We start from the raw sequence: 21,008 nt of genomic DNA, 5'->3' as shown, positions 1-21,008 counted from the left end.
TGTCCTAGACGAAAGGCCCTCTGGAAACCAAAGGGCCCGTCGCTTTAGAGCGACCCTGACGGGACTTGAACCCGCGACCTCCGCCGTGACAGGGCGGCACGCTAACCAACTGCGCTACAGGGCCATGCTTATTAAGTTGTGGGAGTGACCCCAACGGGATTCGAACCCGTGCTACCGCCGTGAAAGGGCGGCGTCCTAGGCCGCTAAACGATGGGGCCGAGCGAACCCAGACCCGGGAGTCAAACGTTCACGCTTACCGAGGGACAAGCATATGCGATCCGGCGCCGATGTGCGAATCGGGGGCGTGGCGTCCGCCGCCCGGGCGTGTCTGCGGGGCACAATGGCCCGGTTCGCGCGCGCCGGACGCAGCCCCCGACGCTTTCGGCGATGTGACGTGTGTTGCTACTGTGAACGAAGTTGCCCACGCGATATGGAGGATCACCCGCGTGCGATACGAGAGCCTCGACTCCCCGGAAGACTGCGGCTGCGCCCCGACGCCCGCAGAGAGCAAGAAGCTCTCGCAGCTGATCTCGCGCCGCGGCGCCCTCGGCCTCGGCGCCGTCGGGTTCGTCGCAGCGACGGCGTTCCTCGCCCCCGGCATCCCGTCCGCCTTCGGTATCGAGGGCTACCCGTCGTGGGATGACGTGCAGCGCGCCAAGGGCAACGAGTCCGCGAAAGCCGCCGAGATCGCGCGCATCGAGAAGCTGATCGCCGACCTCACCGCCGACGTCGCCTACAAGCAGGCCGAGGCCGAACGGCTGGGGGCCGAATACGCCAAGGCGCAGGCCGACTTCGAGGATGCCGCGTACCGCGCGACCTCGCTTCAGGAGCAGGCCGACGCCCAGTCGGCAGCCGCCCTCGAGGCGGCCCGCCGAGCCGGAAAGCTCGCGGCGCAGCTCTACCGCAACGGCGGCGACGACACGAGCCTCAAGCTCTTCTTCTCCGACTCCGCTGCGAGCGCCGATGACCTGCTCGCCCGACTCGGCACGATGGACAAGCTGCTGCAGGCGAACCGCGGCATCTACACGGATGCCGTCGCCGCCCGCGAGACCGCGCAGAGCCTGAGCGACCAGGCCGGCGTGGCCCGCGACGAGCGCGACCGCCTGCAGAAGGAGGCCGAGCAGAAGCTCGCCGCCGCCCAGGAAGCAGCAGCGGTCGCCCAGGCCGCCCTCGAAGAGCAGACCGCCAACATGGCGACCCTCCAGGCTCAGCTCGCGGCGCTCAAGGACGAGACGGCGGCCACGGTCGCCGGCTACCAGGCGGGCGTCGAGGAGGAGCGTCGCCGCGAAGAGGCCCGCAAGCAGCGCGAGCGCGAAGAAGCAGCCCGCCGTGCCGCGGAAGAAGAGCGTCGTCGTCAGGAAGCTGCAGCGGCGGCCGCTGCGGCAGGCAACAGCGGTGGTGGTGGCGGCGGCGGAGGCGGCGGTAACAGTGGTGGTGGCGGCGGCGGTGGTGCCGGTCAGGTCCAGCCCTCCGGATGGGTGCGCCCCGGCCCCGGTTACATCAGCTCGTGGTTCGGCAACCGCGGCACGATCTGCTCGAACGGGTACTGCACCACGGGTCACCGCGGCATCGACTTCGCCGGCGGTTGCGGCGCGCCGATCTACGCCGCCGCATCCGGGACGGTCGTCCACGCCTCCTACACCGGCGACTGGGGCAACTACATCAAGATCGACCACGGCGGCGGCATCATCTCGGGGTACGCGCACATCCAGAACGGCGGCTACAACGTCGGATACGGACAGCGCGTCTCAGCCGGACAGGTCATCGCCTACGCCGGCAACACCGGCATCTCGCAGGGCTGCCACCTGCACTTCGAGATCTACCAGGGCGGCGTCCGCATCGACCCGGCGCCGTTCCTGCGCAACCGCGGAATCTCGGTCTGAGCCTCAACGCTCACGAGCCCGGAACGACGAAGGAGGGGCGGATGCCGCAGCATCCGCCCCTCCTTCGCGTCCGGGTGAGACTCAGAGCGAGTTGGGCGCTTCGCCCTCACCCTGCGTCTTGGTCTGGCCCTCGTGCTCCTCGAAGCGCTCGAACGCCTCGGCGACGAGACGCTCGGCCTCGGCGGCGTTGGCCCACTCGTCGACCTTGACCCACTTGTTGGGCTCGAGGTCCTTGTAGTGCTCGAAGAAGTGGCCGATCTCGCTCTTGGTCCAGTCGTCGATGTCGTCGACATCCTGGATGTGGGCCCAGCGCGGGTCCTTCGCCAGCACGGCCACGACCTTGTCGTCGCCGCCGGCCTCGTCGCTCATCTTCAGCACGGCGACGGGGCGGACCTTCGCCAGCACGCCGGGGTAGATGTCGCGGTCGAGCAGCACGAGCACGTCGAGCGGGTCGCCGTCTTCGCCGAGGGTGTTCTCGAAGAAGCCGTAGTTGCTGGGGTATCCCATCGGCGTGAACAGCACGCGGTCGAGGAAGACCCGGCCGGTGCCGTGGTCGACTTCGTACTTCACGCGGCTGCCGCGGGGGATCTCGATGACGGCGTCGTACGCGCCCATACGTGTGCTCCTTCGATAAGACGGTGGGATGCCGCCGTCCAGCCTACTTCGCGCCGCTCGCCGTGCCGCATACAGGCTCAGCCCGAGTTTCCCGCCCGAGGCTGCGCCTGCCGAGGCTCTCAGCCCGCCGACGGCACGGGCCCGGTTACCGTAGGGGCGTGCCGTCGCTGAACCCCGCCCTCGCCGAGGTCCGTCGCGCCGTGCGCGCGTCGCTGTCGGCACTGCCCGCGGGCAGCACCGTGATCGTCGCGCTCTCGGGCGGCCCCGACTCGCTGGCCCTCGCCGCCGCGACCGCCTTCGAGGCCCCGAAGCTCGGCCTGCGCGCCGCGTCGGTGACGGTCGACCACGGATTGCAGCCGGGCTCCGACGAGGCCGCGCTCGCGGCCGCCCGCACCGCCGCGGAGCTCGGTCTCGACCCGCTGGTCGTGAGCGTCGAGGTCGGCACCGCGGGCGGGCCCGAGGCCGCGGCCCGTGAGGCGCGCTACGGCGTGCTGAGGGATGCCGCGCGCGACGCGAACGCCGCCGCCGTGCTGCTGGGCCACACGCTCGACGACCAGGCCGAGACGGTGCTGCTCGGGCTCGCTCGAGGGGCCGGCGCGACGAGCCTCGCGGGCATGGCCCCCGACCGCACCGATGACGATTCGGGCGTGCGCTGGCTTCGCCCGCTGCTCGCGGTCCGCCGAGAGACCACGGTCGCGGCGTGCGCGGCGGCCGGACTCGACCCCTGGCTCGACCCGCACAACCGCGACGACCGCTTCCGGCGGGTGCGGGTCCGCGAGCGTGTGCTGCCCCTCCTCGAGTCCGAGCTCGGTCCGGGCGTGGCCGAGGCGCTGGCCCGCACCGCCGAGCAGCTGCGCGAGGATGCGCAGGCCTTCGACGACATGATCGCCGAGACGATCGAAGACATCGTCGAGCCGGCCGAGGCGGGCATCGCGATCTCTGTCGCGGCGCTCGCGGCGAACCCGCCGGCGCTGCGCCACCGCATCATCCGTCACGTCGTGCAGAGCGAGTTCCACGAGAGCCTGTCGCGCAGCCAGACCCTCGAGGTCGCCCGGCTCGTGACCGACTACTCCGGCCAGGGACCGATCGACCTTCCCGGATGCCGCGCCCGCCGCGTCGGCCGACTCGTCGAGTTCTCGGCGGGCGGGAGCGGCGCCTAAACTCGTCGCATGCGTGCCGCCGAGATCGCCGACCAGCTCACCGACGTCCTCGTCACGGAGGAGGAGATCCAGGCCAAGCTGGCCGAGCTCGCCGCCCGGGTCGAGGCCGATTACGAGGGCAAGGAGCTCATCCTCGTCGGCGTCCTCAAGGGCGCGGTGATGGTCATGGCCGACTTCGCCCGCGCGCTCAAGCGCGACATCACGATGGACTGGATGGCGGTGTCGTCCTACGGCGCGAGCACGAAGTCGAGCGGTGTCGTCCAGATCCGCAAGGACCTCGACGCCGACCTGCACGGAAAGCACGTCCTGATCGTCGAGGACATCATCGACTCGGGCCTCACCCTCAGCTGGCTGCTCGAGAACTTCCAGTCGCGTGGTGCCGAGTCGCTCGAAGTGCTCGCGCTCCTGCGCAAGCCCGAGGCGGCGAAGGTCGAGATCGACTGCCGGTACGTCGGCTTCGACATCCCGAACGACTTCGTCGTGGGCTACGGCCTCGACTACGCGGAGAAGTACCGCAACCTCCGGGATGTCGCGATCCTCGCGCCCCACGTCTACAGCTGAGCGGGCGTCGATCCCTCGTCGGGCGAGCCGGCTCCCGGTACGCCCAAAACGAACGCACAGAGCCCGCATAGTCGGCGCGGGGTAGCCTGATCGCACCATGGACGTCAAGAAAGTCACGCGCAACCCGCTGATGTACGTGTTGCTCATCGGCGCGCTGCTGCTGATCGGCTTCATGCTGATCTCCAGCCTCACCGGTGCGAAGCAGATCACGACCCAGCAGGGCTTCGAGCTGCTCAAGGGCGACACCGTCACGAAGGTGCAGACCACGGACGGCGATCAGCGCGTGGATCTGACGCTCTCGGAGGATTTCGAGGGCTCGAAGCAGGTGCAGTTCTACTACACCTCCGCGCGTGCCGACGAGGTCGTCGCGGCCGTCGACGCGGCGAACCCCGCCGACGGGTACAACGACGTCGTGCCGCGGGCCACGTGGTTCGACGGCTTCCTCTCGCTCATGCTGCCGCTCGTGCTGCTGGGCCTGCTCTTCTGGTTCCTGATGTCGAGCGCGCAGGGCGGCGGCAGCCGCGTCATGCAGTTCGGCAAGTCGAAGGCCAAGCTCGTCACGAAGGAGACCCCGACGGTCACCTTCGGCGACGTGGCCGGCTCTGACGAGGCCATCGAGGAGATGCAGGAGATCAAGGACTTCCTGAAGGACCCGACCAAGTTCCAGGCCGTCGGCGCCCGCATCCCGAAGGGCGTGCTGCTGTACGGCCCTCCGGGAACCGGTAAGACGCTCCTCGCACGCGCTGTCGCGGGCGAGGCCGGCGTCCCGTTCTACTCGATCTCGGGCTCGGACTTCGTCGAGATGTTCGTCGGCGTCGGCGCGAGCCGCGTTCGCGACCTCTTCAAGGAGGCGAAGGAGAACTCGCCCGCCATCATCTTCATCGACGAGATCGACGCCGTCGGCCGCCACCGCGGCGCCGGCATGGGCGGCGGTCACGACGAGCGCGAGCAGACGCTCAACCAGATGCTGGTGGAGATGGACGGCTTCGATCCGAAGGTCTCGGTGCTCGTCATCGCGGCGACCAACCGTCCCGACATCCTCGACCCGGCGCTGCTGCGTCCGGGCCGCTTCGACCGGCAGATCGGCGTCGACGCCCCCGATCTGAAGGGCCGTCAGAAGATCCTCGAAGTGCACGGACGCGGCAAGCCGCTCTCGCCCTCGGTCGACCTCGCCGTCATCGCTCGCAAGACCCCGGGCTTCACCGGTGCCGACCTGGCGAACGTACTGAACGAGGCCGCGCTGCTGACCGCGCGCTCCAACGCGCAGCTGATCGACATGCGCGCGCTCGACGAGGCGATCGACCGCGTGATCGCCGGTCCGCAGCGCCGCACCCGCGTCATGAAGGACAAGGAGAAGCTCATCACGGCGTACCACGAGGGCGGCCACGCCCTCGCCGCTGCGGCGATGAACCACTCCGACCCGGTCACGAAGGTCACGATCCTTCCGCGCGGCAAGGCGCTCGGGTACACGATGGTGCTGCCGCTCGAAGACAAGTACTCCGTCACGCGCAACGAGCTCCAGGACCAGCTCACCTACGCGATGGGCGGACGCGTCGCCGAGGAGGTCGTGTTCCACGACCCGACGACCGGTGCCTCCAACGACATCGAGAAGGCGACGGGCATCGCCCGCAAGATGGTCACCGAGTACGGGATGACGACCGAGGTTGGCCCCGTGAAGCTCGGGTCGTCGTCGGGCGAGGTGTTCATGGGCCGCGACATGGGTCACGGCCGCGACTTCTCCGAGCGCATCGCCGAGCGCGTCGACGCCGAGGTCCGGCTGCTGATCGAGCAGGCCCACAACGAGGCGTACGAGGTCATCAACGCCAACCGCGACATCCTCGACAAGCTCGCGCTCGCGCTGCTCGAAGAGGAGACCCTCGACCACCTGCAGCTCGCCGAGATCTTCAAGGACATCAAGAAGCTCCCGCCGCGCCCGCAGTGGCTCTCGAGCCAGGACCGCCCGGTGTCGTCCCTGCCCCCGATCGACGTCCCCAAGCGTCGCGAAGAGGCCGGGCTGGCGGCATCCACCGTCGCCGAGACCGAAGCCGAGACCGCCGCCGAGCGGGCTCCGCACCGTCGCCCCTCGGGGCAGGCGCGACCCGCGACCGCGTAGGCTCGGGGCGTGGCCGTCGATCGCGAACGCGTCGCCGCCCTCGTGCGCGACCTGCTCGAGGCGATCGGGGAGGACCCCGACCGTCCCGGGCTGAAGCAGACCCCGCAGCGGGTCGCCGACGCGTACGCCGAGTTCTTCTCGGGAGTCGGTGCCGACGCCGCCGAACCGCTCGCGCACACGATCTCGGTGGCGCGGGGTCCGGCGCCCGACACGCTGCCGTCGGGCGCGGTCATGGTGCGCGGCATCCGGTTCCGTTCGTTCTGCGAGCACCATCTGCTGCCCTTCGCGGGGCACGCCCACATCGCGTACCTGCCGGGCGAGCAGGTCGTCGGGCTCGGCGCGCTGCCGCGCGTGGTCGACACCCTCGCGGCGCGGCCGCAGGTGCAGGAGCGTCTGGGCGAGCAGATCGCCGACACGATCGCTGGTGCGCTCGACGCGCGCGGCGTGCTGGTCGTGCTCGATGCCGCCCACGAGTGCGTCACGATGCGCGGCGGACGTCAGACGGATGCCTCGACCGTGACCGTCGCCGCCCGCGGCGTCTACACCGAGCCGGCCGAGCGGGCCGAGCTGATCGCCCTGATCTCGGGCGGCGCGGCATGACGACGATCATGGGCATCCTCAACATCACGCCCGACTCGTTCAGCGACGGCGGGCGGTACCTCGATCTCGACGCCGCGATCGGCCACGCTGAGACGCTGCGCCGAGCCGGCGCGCACATCGTCGACGTCGGTGGTGAGTCGACCCGCCCGGGTGCCGAGCGCGTCGACCCCGACCTCGAGCGCGGTCGTGTCGTCCCGGTGATCGAGGCGCTCGCTGCGCGGGGGATCGTCGCGAGCGTCGACACCATGAACGCCGGCACCGCTGCAGCCGGCGTCTCCGCCGGAGCCCGGATCGTCAACGACGTCTCGGGAGGCCTGGCCGATCCCGACATGTTCGCCGCGGTCGCGGCATCCGACGCGGACGTCGTCATCGGACACTGGCGCGGACACTCGACCGATATGTACGCCACCGCCCGCTACGACGACGTCGTCGCGGAAGTGGTCGCCGAGCTCCAGGAGCGCGTGAGCGCGGCAGCCGCGGCCGGTATCGCCCCCTCGCGCATCATCCTCGACCCGGGCATCGGCTTCGGTAAACGCGGCGAACAGAACTGGGCGGTGCTGCACCGCCTCGACCGCATCGTCGGACTCGGGAGGCGTGTGCTCGTCGGCACGAGCCGCAAGGGCTTCCTGCGCGAGGCGATCGGAGACGCCCCCGGCGCGGACACCCCCGGCGCGGACGGCACCGACATCGACCGTCGCGACCTCGCGACCGCCGTGACGAGCGCGCTGGCCGCCGACGCGGGAGCGTGGGGCGTGCGGGTGCACGACGTCGCGACGACCCGAGACGCGCTGGCGGTGCGCTCGAGGTGGCGGGAGGGCTCATGAGCGATCGGATCACGCTGCGCGGCATCCGGGCCGTCGGGTATCACGGCGTCTACGAGCACGAACGGCGCGAGGGTCAGGAGTTCATCGCCGACGTCGAGCTCGACCTGTCGCTCGGCGACGCCGCGGCGAGCGACGACGTCGCCGACACCGTCCACTACGGGGAGCTGGCCGAGCAGGTCGCCGCGATCCTGTCGGGAGAGCCGGCGAACCTCGTCGAGACGGTCGCCGATCGCATCGCGCGTGCGGCTCTCGCGTTCGACCGCGTGGATGCCGTCGCCGTGACCGTGCACAAGCCGCAGGCGCCCATCGCGGTGGCGTTCGGCGATGTCAGCGTGACCCTCACCCGACGACGGGAGAACCGATGAGCCGCCGCCTCGCCCAGGAATCGCCCGAGCCCCGTCCGGCCGAGAACCCCGCCGCGCGACGAGCCGTCGTCGCGATCGGTGCGAACCTCGGCGACCGGGCCGAGACCGTCGCACGCGCGATCGCGGACCTCGACCGGCTGCCGCTGACGCAGGTGGTGCGCGCCGCCGAGCCGATCGAGACGGTCGCGCTGACCCTCGACGGCCCGGATGCCGCGGCCCCCGCCTATCTCAACTCCGTGGCCCTCGTCGAGACCAGGCTCGCCCCCAGCGTGCTGCTCGGCTACCTGCACGCGATCGAGGAGCGTCACGGCCGGGCCCCGCGCTCGGCCGATCAGGCCCGGTGGCAGGATCGCACGCTCGATCTCGACCTCATCGCGCACGGCGAGGTCGTGTGCGAGACCCCGACGCTCGTCCTGCCGCATCCGCGTGCGCACGAGCGCGATTTCGTGCTCCGGCCGTGGCTCGCGGTCGACCCCGACGCCGTGCTCCCCGGACGCGGGCGCGTCGACGCGCTGCTGGCGGCGCTGCCCGGGAGCACGCCGTGAGACGCACGTCTCCCGCGACCCTGATCGTGTCGGCGGTGCTCGGCATCGCCGCGGGGTTCGTCATCGACCAGGTGCTCACGGGCGCGGGCCGCGCGACCTTCACCCCGTCGGTCATGCTCCCCGTCCTGTTCGTGCTGCTGGGAGTCTCGGTCATCGCCCTCGCGCTGCCGATCCGCCGGGCGACCCGGGGCCAGGCTCCGCGGGTCGACCCGTTCCGGGCGGTGCGCGTGGCGATGCTCGCGAAGGCGTCGAGCATCGTCGGGGCGCTCGTCGGCGGTGTCGGCGTCGGCCTCCTGCTCTTCCTTCTCACACGGCCGGTGCCGCCGTCAGTAGGCTCGACGGGAGCGGTCGTCGCCGCGATCGTCGGAGCCGTCGTGCTCGTGGCGGCCGGTGTGATCGCAGAACAGCTCTGCACCATTCGGAAGGACGACGATGACGACCAGCCCGGACCACCCGAGCCCGACGCCACTCCCTCCCACCACTGACGCTGCGGAGCCGGGTGCGATCGACGCCACCCTCGACGCCGGCACGTACGACCGCATCCGCGAGCCGCGCGGTGCCGGGAGGCTCGCCCTCGAGCACGGCGTCTGGCACCAGATCTCGCGCAAGTACCTCGCCGTCCAGCTCATCAGCAACGGGTTCATCCTGGCGATCATCGTCGCCGTGATGCTCGTGCTGCTCCTGGTGGCCGATCAGTCGTGGGCGCTCATCCCGGGCGTCATCCTCATCGTGCTCACCGTCGCGGGCATGGCGATCCTGCCGCGCCAGGTGCGCTCGATCGGCTACCAGCTCCGCGAGGACGACCTCGTCTTCCGTCGCGGCATCCTGTGGCAGCGCATGGTGGCCGTGCCGTACGGGCGGATGCAGCTCGTCGACATCACGCACGGGCCCCTCGATCGCGGATTCGGCATCGCGCAGCTGAAGTTCGTCACCGCCGCTGCAGCGACGGGCGTCGTGATCCCGGGCCTCACGCAGCAGGCCGCCGAGGCGCTGCGCGACCACCTCATGTCGGTGGCGGAATCGCGGCGGACCGGGCTGTGAGCGACTCCGTTCCGAGCCCGCCCCCGGCCGACGCGACCGTCTCCGCGCCGCCGTCCGAGCTCGTCCGCTCGCCGCTGAGCGACGGCGAGTGGCATCGGCTGCATCCGCTGACGCCGCTGCTGCGCGGCGGCCTGGCGCTGCTCGTGGTGCTCGGCATCGTCGTCGCGAACATGCGCGACCGGCTCATCAGCATCTTCGTGCCGGCGCTCGCGCCCGATGCGCCCATCGACGAGTGGGAGGAGTACGAGGCCGCCGGCGACCCCATCGGGTGGGTGCTGGCGAACAACCTCCTGCTGATCGCCCTGCTCGTCACCGTCGGCGTGCTCGCGCTCATCATCGGGGCGTTCTATCTGTCGTGGCGCTTCCACACGTTCCGCATCACCGACGACGACGTCGAGGTGCGCAGCGGCATCCTCTCGCGCACGCAGCGCCGCGCACCGCTCGACCGGGTGCAGGGCGTCAACCTCACCCGCCCCGCGGTCGCGCGGCTTCTGGGGGCGGCGAAGCTCGAGATCGTGGGTGCGGGCGCCGACGCGAACGTCAAGCTCGAGTACCTCTCGACCGGTAATGCCGAGACGATCCGCGCCGACATCCTGCGGCTGGCCTCGGGGCAGCGCCTCGCCGAGCAGCGCGCGGCCGCGGCAGCCGCCGGGGGAGGACGCGTCGCCGTCGCCGACACCGTCGCACGCGGCATCACCGGTCTCATCGAAGGCGACGATGCGGATGCCGCCGAGCCCGAGTCCGTCGTGCGCATCCCGCCCGGGCGACTCATCGGGTCGCAGCTCGCCAGCTGGGGCACCGTCGTGATCCTCGCGGGCGCAACCGCGCTCGCGATCGCCCTGTCGCAGGGCGTGTTCTGGGTGCTCTTCGCCTACTTCCCGGCACTGCTCGGTTTCGGGGCGTACTGGGTGCGGACGATCGTGAAGTCGTTGCGCTACTCCATCGCGCCGACGCGTGACGGCGTGCGCGTGACGTTCGGCCTGCTCACGACCGTGTCGGAGATCCTGCCTCCCGGACGCATCCACGCCGTGGAGATCACGCAGTCCATCCTCTGGCGCGGGTTCGGCTGGTGGACGGTTCGGATCAACCGCATGACCGGCCGAAGCGCCTCCGACACGACGACCGATCAGTTCACCACGGTCCTTCCCGTCGGCACGCTCGCCGACGTCGAGCGGGTGCTCGGCCTCATCCTGCCGTCGGTCGGCGAGGAGGAGCGCGCGGCGATCATCCGCGACGGTGTGCTCGGCGGTTCGTCCGCCGGGGGATACGTCACGACGCCGCGGCGCGCACGCATCGTGCGTCTGCTGTCGTGGCGCCGAAACGGTCTTGCGATCAACGGCGACCTGCTGATGCTGCGACGCGGGCTCATCTGGCGCATGCTCGCGGTGCTGCCGCTCGCGCGGCTGCAGTCGGTCGCGCTGCACCAGGGGCCGGTCTCACGCGCGCTGCGGGTCGCGACGCTGCGCGCACACACGGTCTCGGGGCCGGTGCTCACCGCGGTCGCGGGCATCGATCGCGACGACGCGATCGCGGCGTTCGAGCGCGTCGCCCGGGTGGCCGTCGCCGCGGCGGCATCCGACCGCTCGCACCGCTGGGCGGAGATGACGGATGCCGACGGACCGACGGATGCCGACGCGCTGTCGGATGCCGTCGCGCTGATGGATGCCGTCGAGCCGGTGCCGCCCGTTCCGGCGCAGAGCCCGAGTGCCGGCCCGAGCCCCGTGCCGCCCCCGCCGAGCGCGACGGAGCTTCCGCCGGGCGCTGTGCCGCCCCCGCCCTATGCGCCTCCGTTCGTGCCTCCCGTGGAGCAGACGCCTCCCGCGGAGCAGACGCCGCCGGCGGGGCAGACGCCGCCGGCGGGGCAGACGCCTCCGGAGGGTGGGCGATGACCGCGAACTCGCGCCTGGGGGTCGGCATTATCGGCGCCGGCCGGGTGGGGCCCGTGATCGGCGCGGCGCTCGCGGGTGCCGGTCATGCGCTGACCGGCGTCACCGCGGGTTCCGATCGGGAACGCGTCGACGCGGTCATCCCGGGGGTGCCGGTGCTCGACGCCGACGAGGTCGTGCGCCGCAGCGAGCTCGTCGTCATCGCGGTGCCGCACGACGAGCTCGGCCCGCTGGTCAGCGGCCTCGCCGAGCTCGGTGCCTGGCAGGTCGGGCAGCTCGTGCTGCACACCGATCCCGGGCACGGGCTCGACGTGCTGGCGCCCGCGGCCGCGCGAGGCGCCATCCCGCTCGCGGTGCACCCGGCGATCGCGTTCACCGGGTCGACCCTCGACCTCCGCCAGCTCACGGGCGCCTACGCCGCGGTGACCGCGCCGGCAGCCGTCCTGCCGATCGGGCAGGCGCTCGCCGTCGAGCTGGGCTGCGAGCCCGTCGTCGTCGCCGACGCCGACCGTCCGGCCTACGGCGAGGCGATCGCGACCGCGACGCAGTTCGCCGCCTCGATCGTCCAGCAGTCGGCCGCGTTGCTCGAGGACGCCGGAGTCGACGCCCCGGGGCGCTTCCTCTCGACGCTCGTGCACTCGACGGTCGACCGTGCGCTCACCGCCGCGGGCCGGGGCGCGGACCCCGACGACGAACTGCTGTGAGCGACGTCGAGCTCGCCCGCATCCCGGCCGGAGAGCTGCCCGTCGCCGGCGCAGGGCGGGGGCCGCGGGTCGCCTCCTTCGAGATCGGCGTCTATCCCGTGACCGAAGAGCAGCTCGGGGAGGTGCTCGGGATCACCGCCGCGCATCCCCGTCGCCCGGCCGTCGCGGTGTCGTGGCTTCGGGCCGTGCGCTTCTGCAACGCGCTGTCGGAGTGGGAGGGGCTCGATTCCGCCTACGCCGTCGACGGCGACGAGGTGCACTGGTACGACGACGCCGACGGGTACCGGCTGCCGACGGAGCGCGAGTGGGAGTACGCCTGCCGCGCGGGTTCGGCGGCGGCGCACTACGGCCCGCTCGCCGAGATCGCCTGGACCGCGGCCGACAACCTCTCGTCGCCGCAGAACGTGGGCGGGCGGCATCCGAACCTCTTCGGCCTGTTCGACATGCTCGGAAACGTCTCGGAGTGGTGCTGGGACCTCTTCGCCCCCGACACCGGGTCGCGCGACCGGGTGTTCCGGGGCGGTGGGTTCGCCGACGCCGCGACATCCGTGCGGGCGGGCACGCGCCGCGGGGCCCGCCCCGACAGCGCGCACGACGACATCGGCCTGCGCGTCGCCCGCGGTCCCGTCGCGTAGCCGGCCGGCTCGGCGCTGCCGGCGGCGTGCTGGGTGCACATTCGTCGGACCGGCGGTGCTGGAGTCGTGCCGCGGCGCCGCCGAGGCGACATCAGCACCAGTGGTCCGACGGGTGTATCGCCGAGCACCGGTGTATCGCCGAGCAGCCGTGGCGCGCTCGGTAGACTGGCACGTCGAATCCCGAGGAGTTTTTCTGCCATGAGCGACGCGCCCGTGCCCCCCGTCGACGACGCCGACGACGTCATCGAGCAGAAGGCCGTGCGCCTCGCCAAGCGCGAGCGGCTGCTGAGCGAACGAGCGGACGCCGCGGGCGGCGCCTATCCCGTCGCCGTGGCCGTCACCGACACCATCCCGGCGCTGCGCGAGCGCTTCGCCGACCTCGAGGCGGGCGCCGAGACCGGCGTGACCGCGTCGGTCGCGGGACGCGTCGTGTTCAGCCGCAACACCGGCAAGCTCTGCTTCGCGTCGCTGCAGTCGGGCGACGGCAGCCGCATCCAGGCCATGGTCTCGCTCGCCGAGGTCGGCGACGAGTCGCTGCAGGCGTGGAAGGAGCTCGTCGACCTGGGCGACCACGTCTCGGTCACGGGCCAGGTCATCTCCAGCCGCCGCGGCGAGCTGTCGATCATGGTGTCCGCGTGGCAGATCGCGTCGAAGGCGCTGCTGCCGCTGCCGAACCTGCACTCCGAGCTGAGCGAGGAGAGCCGCGTGCGCTCGCGCTTCCTCGACCTCATCGTGCGCGACACCGCGCGCGAGACGGTCGTGGCCCGAGCGAAGGTCAACGCTTCGCTGCGTCGCACGTTCGACGAGCACGGCTTCCTCGAAGTCGAGACCCCGATGCTGCAGGTGCAGCACGGTGGTGCCGCCGCGCGCCCGTTCATCACGCACTCGAACGCCTTCGACACGGAGCTGTACCTGCGCATCGCGCCCGAGCTGTTCCTCAAGCGCGCCGTCGTGGGCGGGATCGACCGCGTGTTCGAGATCAACCGGAACTTCCGCAACGAGGGCGCCGACTCGACCCACAGCCCCGAGTTCGCGATGCTCGAGGCCTACCAGGCGTACAGCGACTACAACGGCATCGCCGATCTGACGCAGGAGCTCATCCAGAACGCGGCGATCGCCGTCGCGGGATCGACGACCGTCACATGGGCCGACGGCACCGAGTTCGATCTCGGCGGCGAATGGGACCGCATCTCGATGTACGACTCGCTCTCGGCCGCCGCGGGGCGCGAGATCACGCCCGCCACCTCACTCGAGGAGCTCCAGACGCTCGCCGCCGAGGTGGGCGTCGTCGTGCCCGAGAAGGTCGCGACGCACGGCAAGCTCGTCGAGGAGCTCTGGGAGCACTTCGTCAAGGGCGGGCTCGAGCGCCCCACCTTCGTGATGGACTTCCCTGTCGACACGTCGCCGCTCGTCCGCGAGCACCGCACGATCGCGGGCGTCGTGGAGAAGTGGGACCTCTACGTCCGCGGCTTCGAGCTGGCGACCGGCTACTCCGAGCTCGTCGACCCGGTCATCCAGCGCGAGCGTTTCGTCGAGCAGGCCAAGCTCGCCGCTCGCGGCGACGACGAGGCGATGCGCGTCGACGAGGAGTTCTTGCGGGCGCTCGAGCACGGGATGCCGCCCACCGGCGGCATGGGCATGGGCATCGACCGCCTGCTCATGGCGATCACGGGCCTCGGCATCCGCGAGACGATCCTCTTCCCGCTGGTCAAGTAACCGCCGATTCCTGCGAGGCCGCGAGGTCCGTCCGGGTTTCCACATCCCGTCCCGCTTGCGCTCTGCACCGCCTCGCCCGGCGCCAGCCTGGTCTGCATGACCACGACTGTTCGCGCCGCGGATGCCGCGCACTTCCTCTCCCTCGTTCCTCATCTGCTCGGCTTCGTCCCGAGCCGAAGCCTCATCGTGGTGCCTTTCGCGGGGTCGCGGAGCCTCGGCGCGATGCGCGTCGACCTGCCGACCGGCGCGCTCGGCGACCTCGACAGTGCCGCTGCGACGATCGTCGGGATGGTGTGCCGCATTCCGGACGCCGATGCCCTGACAGCGATCGCGTACGTCCCGGAGTCGGCGGCTGACGGGCTGCCGGGGGTGCCCGTCCTGGCGGCGGTCAGCCGGGCGGCCGACGTCTGCGGTGTGCGGGTCGTCGACCTGCTGACCGTCGCGACCGACGGCTGGGGGTCACACCTCGATTCGTCGTGCCCGACGGGCGGCCGGTCTCTCGACGAGATCGAGCGGGCCGCTGCGCGGCACCCCGGTCCGGGCCCCGATCCCGCGATCGACAGCGATCACGCATCGGGCGCCGTTCTGCCGCGTCGCAGCGCCGCAGAACGACGCGCGGTGGGCGGCGCGCTCCGCTCGCTCGAGACGGCGCTCGCGGTGGTGTGCGGCATCCCGCGGGTCGGCGGTGGCCGCCGGCATACGCGCGAGTCGGGGGCGGAGGGCGGCGGTGTCGACCCCGCCGCACTCGAGGCGGCGTGCGAGCTCGACGCCCCGCCGCGACTGTTCGAGCGGGTGCTCGGGGGCGATCCCACCGAGCTCGACCCTCTCGTCGTGGCGCTGCTGGTCTGGTGCCTGTCACGACCGTCGCTGCGCGATGTCGCCCTCGTGCAGTGGGCGACGGATGCCGACCGCGGCGAGGACGCCCTCGAAGCCCAGCGACGGTGGGAGCGAGGTGAGGAGTATCCGGAACGGCTCGGGCGCATCATGTGGGGCGACAGCGACAGACCCGACCCCGACCGCCTGCTCGCCGCGCTCGCGGTGGTGCGAGAGGTCGCCGCACTGGCCCCGCGTCGATTGCGGCCGGGACCGCTCGCGCTGTGCGCATGGCTCGCCTGGGCGCTGGGGCGATCCACGCACGCCGCGTCGTACGCCGAGCGGGCGCTCGAGATCGACCCCGACCACGGGCTCGCCGAGATCCTGATGTCGTTCGCGCAGATCGGCCACCTGCCCGACTGGGCCTTTCATCAGCGGGGACACGTACGATAGGGAGCATGGACGAGTACGTGAGCGCGGTCATCTGGTCGCTGCTGCCGACCCTCGTGGTCTCGGTTCTCTTCGTCTTCGTCCTCCGCGGCATCTTGCGCATGGATCGCACCGAGCGCCGGGCGTACGCGAAGATCGAGGCGGAGGAGCGTGCGGCCCGTGGGCTCGCCGCTCCCGCGCCCGACAGCCCGGCCCCCTGAACCCGTGGGATGAGCGGTCGCGCCCGATACGCTGATTCCGAGGAGATCGGAGGGGCGGCGTGACGATCGAGTTCACCGCGTTCGAGTTCCCCGGTTGGTGGCTCGTCCTGGTCTTCATCGCCGACCTCGTCATCCGCATCACGGCGATCATCGTCGTGCCCCGCAACCGGCGCCCCACGGCCGCGATGGCGTGGCTGCTCGCGATCTACTTCATCCCGTTCGTCGGCGTGCTGCTGTTCCTTCTGATCGGCAATCCCCGTCTGCCGCGAAAGCGGCGCCGGATGCAGCGCGAGATCAACCAGTACATCCGCGAGACCAGTGAGGGGCTCGACTTCGGCACTCTGCGTCCCGACGCCCCCGCGTGGTTCACCTCGGTCGTCACGCTCAACCGCAACCTCGGCGCGATGCCGCTCGCGGGCGACAACGGCGCCGAGATCATCTCCGACTACGAGGAGAGCATCCGCCGCATGGCGGAGGAGGTCCGCAAAGCCGAGCGATACGTGCACGTGGAGTTCTACATCCTCCAGTCCGACGAGACGACCGACGTCTTCTTCGCCGCGCTCGAAGAGGTCGCCGCGCGCGGTGTGACCGTGCGCGTGCTCCTGGACTACTGGGCCAACCGCGGCAAGCCGAACTATCGCGCCACGGTGAAGCGCCTCACGGCGATGGGCGCGGACTGGCACCACATGCTCCCGGTGCAGCCGCTGCGCGGCAAATACCAGCGGCCCGACCTGCGCAACCACCGCAAGCTCATCGTCGTGGACGGGCGGGTGGCGTTCACCGGGTCGCAGAACATGACCGACTCGACCTACAACCTGAAGAAGAACATCAAGCGCGGCCTGCACTGGGTCGACCTGATGGTGCGGGTGCAGGGTCCCGTGGTGGCGAGCATCGACGCGGTGTTCCTCTCGGACTGGTACAGCGAGACCGGCTCGGCGCCCTCCGAAGACGTGGGTCTGTTCGAGCTCGAGAGCGGGCCGGGCGACCTGGACTGCCAGATCGTCCCGTCCGGGCCCGGGTTCGAGTTCCAGAACAACCTCAAGCTGTTCACCGCCCTGCTGTTCGCGGCGCAGAAGCGCGTCATCATCGTGAGCCCGTACTTCGTGCCCGACGAGGGGCTGCTGCTGGCGGTGCAGACGGCCTGCCAGCGCGGCCTGCAGGTCGAGCTGTTCGTCTCGGAAGAGGGCGACCAGGCGATGGTCTACCACGCTCAGCGCAGCTACTACGAGGCGCTGCTGCGGGCGGGTGTGAAGATCTGGATGTATCGCAAGCCCTACATCCTGCATACGAAGAGCCTGACGATCGACGACGATGTGGCCATCATCGGCTCGAGCAACATGGACATGCGGTCGTTCGGTCTGAACCTCGAGATCTCCATGCTCGTGCGCGGCGAGGAGTTCATCGCCCAGCTGCGTCAGGTTGAAGACCAGTACCGGTCGCTCTCACGTGAGCTCACCCTCGAGGAGTGGATGAAGCAGCCGCTCCGATCGACGGTGCTCGACAACCTCGCGCGCTTGACCTCCGCGCTGCAGTGATCGGGTTCTGAGACGATGCGCGGTGACGCGACACTTTCGGGATGACGGAAGGATGAGACCATGACGACGACACGCACGACCGCGGCATCCGCTCTGCTGCTCCTCTCGGCGCTCGCGCTCGCCGGCTGCGCCACGACCCCCGGCGGGGCCGCGCCCGGCGACACGGGTGCCAGCGGATCGGATACCGGCTCGGCGGCGCCGTCGCAGGACGCCGATGTCGAGGCGGCGTGGCTCGACGGCGGCCGTGCTGTCGGCCTCGTGACGTACGGCAGCTCCTCGTGTCAGCCCGTCGTCGGCGAGGTGACGGCGTCGGGACAGACGGTCACCGTCGCGCTCACCGACCCCGAGGGCGCGGCCTGCACGCGCGACTACGTTCCGCGCGCGTCGTACGTCGGGCTGCCGGCGGGCGTCGACCCCACCCAGGACGTCGACATCGTCGTGACCGGCGGATACACCGGCGACGCCGATCTGGACGGAGTCGCCGGGCTCGAGGGGCCGACGGGCGAGGTGACCGGCGACATGGTGCCGAGCGCCGGCTGGTTCGATGACGCGGGACTCGTGCTGCTCACCTGGGGTTCGTCGAGCTGCCCGCCCGTGTTCGAGACCGTGGCGCTCGACGGTGACGCGGTGCGCGCCACCGAGGCCGCCGGAGCGGCCGATCAGGTCTGCACGATGGACTACGCCCCCCGGCTGAGCGTGCTCGGGGTCGACGGCGTCTCGGACGACGCTCGTCCGGGCGAGATCGTGCTGGTGTCGCCCGCGGGCGACGAGCAGCGCATCGCCGTCATCGGCTGACGCTGAGTTCGGGGCGCGGGTCTCAGTAGTCGGCGAACCCGGCTACTGAGGGATGCCGAGGATGAATCGCGGTGTACTGGTCTCGGCACGGAAGCCTCTCGGACCTGCACATTCCGCGGCTACAGTCCTCAGGATCTGAACCGTCCGCGTCGCGCCCGAGGAGCCCCGCCCATGACATCCGCACCCGCATCAGCAGAACCATCCCGGGCGGATGCGTCCCCCGACCCGCAGCGCCGCCGGCGGATGGCGCTGGCGCTCGCCGCGGGCGGCCTGGTCCTCGGGGTCGGTGCGATCGTCACGCTCGCTGTCTGGAACGACTCGGAGTTCGCCACGGGAACGTTCGGCGCCGGGTCGTTCGACCTCCAGGGCAGCACCGACGGGACGACGTTCACGAGCGATGCCGCCGCACCGGGTAAGACCCTCACCTTCACGCTCGACGCCGACGCCGACGCCCTCGCCCCCGATGACGTGGTCTACGCGCCGTTCGCCGTGCAGCTGTCGGGCACCTCGACGAACGAGGCCGCCGTCTCTGTCGAGAACGTCATCGGCGGAGCCATCGGCGACGACCTCACGTACTCGCTTTTCGTCGAGGACGACTTCGGCGTGACGTGTTCGGCAGCCACCCCGCCCACGGGCACGGAGGTCGTCGCAGACCGTGCCGCCGACGCGACCGGAACCGTCGACGTCTTCGACCTCACCGCCGCCGGGACCCCGGTGAACCTCTGCTTCGTGGTCACTGCCGGTGCGATCGAGCAGGGCGAAGCCGGGACGATCACGTGGGAGTTCGCGGGTACCTCGGGCGACACGCTGCCCTGATTCCGCGGATGCAGACGAGAGGGGATGCGCGACGCCGGTGGCGGCGCCGACGCGTCCTGGCGGTCCTCGCGGCGGGAAGCGTGCTCGGGGTGGGCACGGCATCGACGATCGCCGCCTGGACCGACAGCGAGGTGGCCACCGGGTCGTTTGTCGCGAGCGTCTTCGACACGCAGTCGCAGACGGCTGGCTCTCCGACCTATGCGAGTCACGCGACGGCGCCGAATGCGGCGACCCTGACCTTCTCGGGTGGTGCGCTCTCACCGGGTGCCCTCGCTCAGGCCTGGATCAACGTGCGCACGTCGCCCGCCTCGACCGTCGGGGGCACGATCTCGCTGACATCCGCGACCGCGACCGGCGGGCTGGCGCCGGCACTCGAGTACCGCGCAGTCCGGCTGAGTGCCGCAGTCCCCACCGCGACCTGCAATGCCGCAGCGTTCACGTCGGGCACCCCCGTCTTCGTCGCGGGCAGCGCCTCGACCTACATCCCGGTGACCACGGTTCCCGGCACCATCGTCGCGAACCCGATCGACGCCGCGGGGGCGCAGCTCGGTTTCTGCGTCGAAGTGCGCATCCAGCCCGGTGCGGCCAACTCCTTCCAGGGAACCTCCGGAACGGTGACGTGGACGTTCACGGGAACATCGGCGAGCTGAGATCCGTATGACCTCGCCGACCACGGTGACGAAGCCGACGAAGCCGACGACCCGCGCCGAAGCCCGGACGTCGCGGGTCGTGACCCCACGACGGCGGCCCCTCTCGCGCGTCGGTGACGCGATGCTCGTGCTCGCTGCGGCAACAGGAGCGCTCTGCATCGCGCTGACGATCGCGGCGGCCGTGTTCGACGTCCGGGTGACGCTGTTCAGCACCGGCTCGATGTCGCCGACGATCCCCGCCGGTGCGGCGGCCGTCGCTCGCGGCATCCCGGCGTCCGAGGTCCGCGTGGGTGACGTCGTGACCGTCGAGCGCGCGGGCAAGCTGCCGATCACGCACCGGGTGACAAGTGTCGTCGCGGTTCCGGACGGTGACCCCGAGGCGCGTCGGATCACGATGCGCGGCGACGCGAATGTCGTCGAGGATCCGTTCCCCTACGACGTGGAGCGCGTTCGGATCGTGATGTTCTCGGTTCCGGGCATCGCGCCGCTCATCGCCGGCGTGGGGACGCCGCCCGTCATGGCCGGGGTGACCGGGGCTGCGACGGTGCTCGTCGTGGCGATCTTCTGGCCGCGGCGAGACCGGGGAGACCGGTCGCGGCGGCGTGGGCCGAGGGGGCGCGCGTGAGCTCCCCGCGGCCTCGGAGCCGTGCCTGGTTCGTCGCCGCGGGGCTCGCGCTCGCCGGGTGCGTCGCCGTCGGGCTGATCGCACCGGTGGAGACGGATGCGGCCTGGGTCGACGCCGAGGTCGCCGCCTCGACGAGCCTCTCGGCCGTGACCGTGACATCGCCCGGTGCGGTGCGGTGCGTGCAATCCGGGCTGCTCGTTCCCGCGGTCGTCGGGTGGAACACGGCACCGGTGGGCGGCCATATCACCGGGTACCGGTGGACGCTCGTGGGCTCTTCCAACCGCTCCGGCACGCTTCCGGCCACGGCCACGTCGGTATCGCTCGCGCCGAGCCTCGTCGAGCTCGGCTCGTCGGTCTTCACCCTGTACGCCGTTGGCCCCGGCGGGTGGGAGCGTGCCGCCACCAACACCGCGACGATCGGCTTCCTCTCCGTCGCGCTCGGCCTCACGTCGTCCTGCGCGACGTGATGAGGCCCC

The 21,008-nt window shown here is 71.2% G+C and carries 23 protein-coding genes and 2 tRNA genes; 22 read left to right on the top strand and 3 right to left on the bottom strand.

The window, feature by feature from the left end; translation table 11 throughout:
- Positions 1-50 precede the first annotated feature (50 nt).
- A tRNA-Asp gene (locus MTS1_RS07990) sits at positions 51-124 on the bottom strand.
- Between the two features lie 21 nt (positions 125-145).
- Positions 146-218, bottom strand: a tRNA-Glu gene (locus tag MTS1_RS07985).
- A gap of 228 nt (positions 219-446) precedes the next feature.
- On the opposite strand from MTS1_RS07985, the gene MTS1_RS07980 reads away from it, so the two are divergent.
- A complete protein-coding gene (locus MTS1_RS07980; RefSeq protein ID WP_023952938.1) occupies positions 447-1,883 on the top strand; it encodes a M23 family metallopeptidase in 1,437 nt (478 codons plus the stop codon).
- 81 nt (positions 1,884-1,964) lie between these two features.
- On the opposite strand, the gene MTS1_RS07975 is transcribed toward MTS1_RS07980, so the two are convergent.
- Positions 1,965-2,498 carry an inorganic diphosphatase gene (locus tag MTS1_RS07975; RefSeq protein WP_023952937.1) on the bottom strand — a complete coding sequence of 178 codons (534 nt, stop codon included), beginning with the start codon at positions 2,496-2,498 and terminating at the stop codon, positions 1,965-1,967.
- 158 nt (positions 2,499-2,656) lie between these two features.
- Here MTS1_RS07975 and tilS point away from each other — a divergent pair, with 158 nt between their 5' ends.
- The 21 genes from tilS to MTS1_RS07870 all read left to right on the top strand — a co-directional run bounded on the left by tilS (position 2,657) and on the right by MTS1_RS07870 (position 20,999).
- Positions 2,657-3,658 (top strand): tRNA lysidine(34) synthetase TilS, encoded by a 1,002-nt coding sequence (tilS, locus tag MTS1_RS07970; protein ID WP_023952936.1) that lies wholly within the window; start codon positions 2,657-2,659, stop codon positions 3,656-3,658.
- A 9-nt stretch (positions 3,659-3,667) separates the two neighbouring features.
- On the top strand, positions 3,668-4,219 hold the full coding sequence (gene hpt / locus MTS1_RS07965; RefSeq protein ID WP_023952935.1) for a hypoxanthine phosphoribosyltransferase: 552 nt from the start codon (positions 3,668-3,670) through the stop codon (positions 4,217-4,219).
- A 97-nt stretch (positions 4,220-4,316) separates the two neighbouring features.
- Entirely contained in the window at positions 4,317-6,332 is a 2,016-nt protein-coding gene (gene ftsH / locus MTS1_RS07960; protein ID WP_023952934.1) for an ATP-dependent zinc metalloprotease FtsH, read from the top strand.
- A gap of 9 nt (positions 6,333-6,341) precedes the next feature.
- Positions 6,342-6,932 carry a GTP cyclohydrolase I gene (folE, locus tag MTS1_RS07955; protein ID WP_023952933.1) on the top strand — a complete coding sequence of 197 codons (591 nt, stop codon included), beginning with the start codon at positions 6,342-6,344 and terminating at the stop codon, positions 6,930-6,932.
- Positions 6,929-7,756, top strand: coding sequence for a dihydropteroate synthase (folP, locus tag MTS1_RS07950; RefSeq protein WP_036304704.1), 828 nt, complete (start codon positions 6,929-6,931; stop codon positions 7,754-7,756). Before folE ends, folP begins: the two co-directional genes overlap by 4 nt.
- On the top strand, positions 7,753-8,121 hold the full coding sequence (gene folB / locus MTS1_RS07945; protein ID WP_023952931.1) for a dihydroneopterin aldolase: 369 nt from the start codon (positions 7,753-7,755) through the stop codon (positions 8,119-8,121). The genes folP and folB overlap by 4 nt, the downstream gene beginning before the upstream one ends.
- Complete coding sequence (folK, locus tag MTS1_RS07940; RefSeq protein ID WP_023952930.1) at positions 8,118-8,666, top strand: 2-amino-4-hydroxy-6-hydroxymethyldihydropteridine diphosphokinase; 549 nt, start codon at positions 8,118-8,120, stop codon at positions 8,664-8,666. Before folB ends, folK begins: the two co-directional genes overlap by 4 nt.
- Positions 8,663-9,151, top strand: a complete 489-nt coding sequence (locus tag MTS1_RS07935; protein WP_023952928.1) for a DUF3180 family protein — start codon at positions 8,663-8,665, stop codon at positions 9,149-9,151. The genes folK and MTS1_RS07935 overlap by 4 nt, the downstream gene beginning before the upstream one ends.
- Positions 9,099-9,707, top strand: coding sequence for a PH domain-containing protein (locus MTS1_RS07930; RefSeq protein WP_023952926.1), 609 nt, complete (start codon positions 9,099-9,101; stop codon positions 9,705-9,707). Before MTS1_RS07935 ends, MTS1_RS07930 begins: the two co-directional genes overlap by 53 nt.
- Positions 9,704-11,596: a PH domain-containing protein gene (locus tag MTS1_RS07925; protein ID WP_267879190.1), complete on the top strand. Its 1,893-nt coding sequence runs from the start codon at positions 9,704-9,706 to the stop codon at positions 11,594-11,596. Before MTS1_RS07930 ends, MTS1_RS07925 begins: the two co-directional genes overlap by 4 nt.
- The gene (locus tag MTS1_RS07920) at positions 11,593-12,297 is read left to right on the top strand and encodes a DUF2520 domain-containing protein (protein WP_023952922.1); all 705 of its coding nucleotides are present in this window, start codon (positions 11,593-11,595) and stop codon (positions 12,295-12,297) included. The genes MTS1_RS07925 and MTS1_RS07920 overlap by 4 nt, the downstream gene beginning before the upstream one ends.
- Positions 12,294-12,932, top strand: coding sequence for an SUMF1/EgtB/PvdO family nonheme iron enzyme (locus MTS1_RS07915; protein WP_023952920.1), 639 nt, complete (start codon positions 12,294-12,296; stop codon positions 12,930-12,932). Before MTS1_RS07920 ends, MTS1_RS07915 begins: the two co-directional genes overlap by 4 nt.
- 198 nt (positions 12,933-13,130) lie before the next feature.
- Complete coding sequence (lysS, locus tag MTS1_RS07910; RefSeq protein WP_023952918.1) at positions 13,131-14,648, top strand: lysine--tRNA ligase; 1,518 nt, start codon at positions 13,131-13,133, stop codon at positions 14,646-14,648.
- A 96-nt stretch (positions 14,649-14,744) separates the two neighbouring features.
- A complete protein-coding gene (locus MTS1_RS07905; RefSeq protein ID WP_023952917.1) occupies positions 14,745-15,914 on the top strand; it encodes a DUF4192 family protein in 1,170 nt (389 codons plus the stop codon).
- Between the two features lie 5 nt (positions 15,915-15,919).
- The gene (locus tag MTS1_RS07900; RefSeq protein WP_023952915.1) at positions 15,920-16,111 is read left to right on the top strand and encodes a hypothetical protein; all 192 of its coding nucleotides are present in this window, start codon (positions 15,920-15,922) and stop codon (positions 16,109-16,111) included.
- A gap of 65 nt (positions 16,112-16,176) precedes the next feature.
- A complete protein-coding gene (gene cls / locus MTS1_RS07895) occupies positions 16,177-17,646 on the top strand; it encodes a cardiolipin synthase (protein WP_233494941.1) in 1,470 nt (489 codons plus the stop codon).
- 60 nt (positions 17,647-17,706) lie between these two features.
- On the top strand, positions 17,707-18,441 hold the full coding sequence (locus MTS1_RS07890; protein WP_023952912.1) for a hypothetical protein: 735 nt from the start codon (positions 17,707-17,709) through the stop codon (positions 18,439-18,441).
- 171 nt (positions 18,442-18,612) lie between these two features.
- Positions 18,613-19,257 carry a SipW-dependent-type signal peptide-containing protein gene (locus MTS1_RS07885; protein WP_233494908.1) on the top strand — a complete coding sequence of 215 codons (645 nt, stop codon included), beginning with the start codon at positions 18,613-18,615 and terminating at the stop codon, positions 19,255-19,257.
- 8 nt (positions 19,258-19,265) lie between these two features.
- Positions 19,266-19,907 (top strand): SipW-dependent-type signal peptide-containing protein, encoded by a 642-nt coding sequence (locus MTS1_RS07880; RefSeq protein WP_036304703.1) that lies wholly within the window; start codon positions 19,266-19,268, stop codon positions 19,905-19,907.
- Between the two features lie 7 nt (positions 19,908-19,914).
- A complete protein-coding gene (locus MTS1_RS07875; RefSeq protein WP_023952909.1) occupies positions 19,915-20,532 on the top strand; it encodes a S26 family signal peptidase in 618 nt (205 codons plus the stop codon).
- On the top strand, positions 20,529-20,999 hold the full coding sequence (locus MTS1_RS07870; protein ID WP_023952908.1) for a hypothetical protein: 471 nt from the start codon (positions 20,529-20,531) through the stop codon (positions 20,997-20,999). Before MTS1_RS07875 ends, MTS1_RS07870 begins: the two co-directional genes overlap by 4 nt.
- Positions 21,000-21,008 lie beyond the last annotated feature (9 nt).

Origin of the sequence: Microbacterium sp. TS-1 (genome assembly GCF_000509385.1) — a bacterium.
GTDB classification, from domain to species: Bacteria; Actinomycetota; Actinomycetes; order Actinomycetales; family Microbacteriaceae; genus Microbacterium; species Microbacterium arborescens.
The sequence above is the reverse complement of the archived record's forward strand: the minus strand, read 5'-3'. Positions and strand labels throughout refer to the sequence as shown.

What these genes read in the sequence shown, in the direction of transcription:
- MTS1_RS07975 (WP_023952937.1), bottom strand. Translation starts at nt 2,498, where the DNA reads ATGGGCGCGTACGACGCCGTCATCGAGATCCCCCGCGGCAGCCGCGTG.
- MTS1_RS07930 (WP_023952926.1), top strand. Translation starts at nt 9,099, where the DNA reads ATGACGACCAGCCCGGACCACCCGAGCCCGACGCCACTCCCTCCCACC.
- MTS1_RS07890 (WP_023952912.1), top strand. Translation starts at nt 17,707, where the DNA reads ATGACGACGACACGCACGACCGCGGCATCCGCTCTGCTGCTCCTCTCG.
- folP (WP_036304704.1), top strand. Translation starts at nt 6,929, where the DNA reads ATGACGACGATCATGGGCATCCTCAACATCACGCCCGACTCGTTCAGC.
- MTS1_RS07885 (WP_233494908.1), top strand. Translation starts at nt 18,613, where the DNA reads ATGACATCCGCACCCGCATCAGCAGAACCATCCCGGGCGGATGCGTCC.
- MTS1_RS07900 (WP_023952915.1), top strand. Translation starts at nt 15,920, where the DNA reads ATGGACGAGTACGTGAGCGCGGTCATCTGGTCGCTGCTGCCGACCCTC.
- lysS (WP_023952918.1), top strand. Translation starts at nt 13,131, where the DNA reads ATGAGCGACGCGCCCGTGCCCCCCGTCGACGACGCCGACGACGTCATC.
- folK (WP_023952930.1), top strand. Translation starts at nt 8,118, where the DNA reads ATGAGCCGCCGCCTCGCCCAGGAATCGCCCGAGCCCCGTCCGGCCGAG.
- folB (WP_023952931.1), top strand. Translation starts at nt 7,753, where the DNA reads ATGAGCGATCGGATCACGCTGCGCGGCATCCGGGCCGTCGGGTATCAC.
- hpt (WP_023952935.1), top strand. Translation starts at nt 3,668, where the DNA reads ATGCGTGCCGCCGAGATCGCCGACCAGCTCACCGACGTCCTCGTCACG.
- MTS1_RS07905 (WP_023952917.1), top strand. Translation starts at nt 14,745, where the DNA reads ATGACCACGACTGTTCGCGCCGCGGATGCCGCGCACTTCCTCTCCCTC.
- MTS1_RS07875 (WP_023952909.1), top strand. Translation starts at nt 19,915, where the DNA reads ATGACCTCGCCGACCACGGTGACGAAGCCGACGAAGCCGACGACCCGC.
- MTS1_RS07880 (WP_036304703.1), top strand. Translation starts at nt 19,266, where the DNA reads ATGCAGACGAGAGGGGATGCGCGACGCCGGTGGCGGCGCCGACGCGTC.
- ftsH (WP_023952934.1), top strand. Translation starts at nt 4,317, where the DNA reads ATGGACGTCAAGAAAGTCACGCGCAACCCGCTGATGTACGTGTTGCTC.
- MTS1_RS07920 (WP_023952922.1), top strand. Translation starts at nt 11,593, where the DNA reads ATGACCGCGAACTCGCGCCTGGGGGTCGGCATTATCGGCGCCGGCCGG.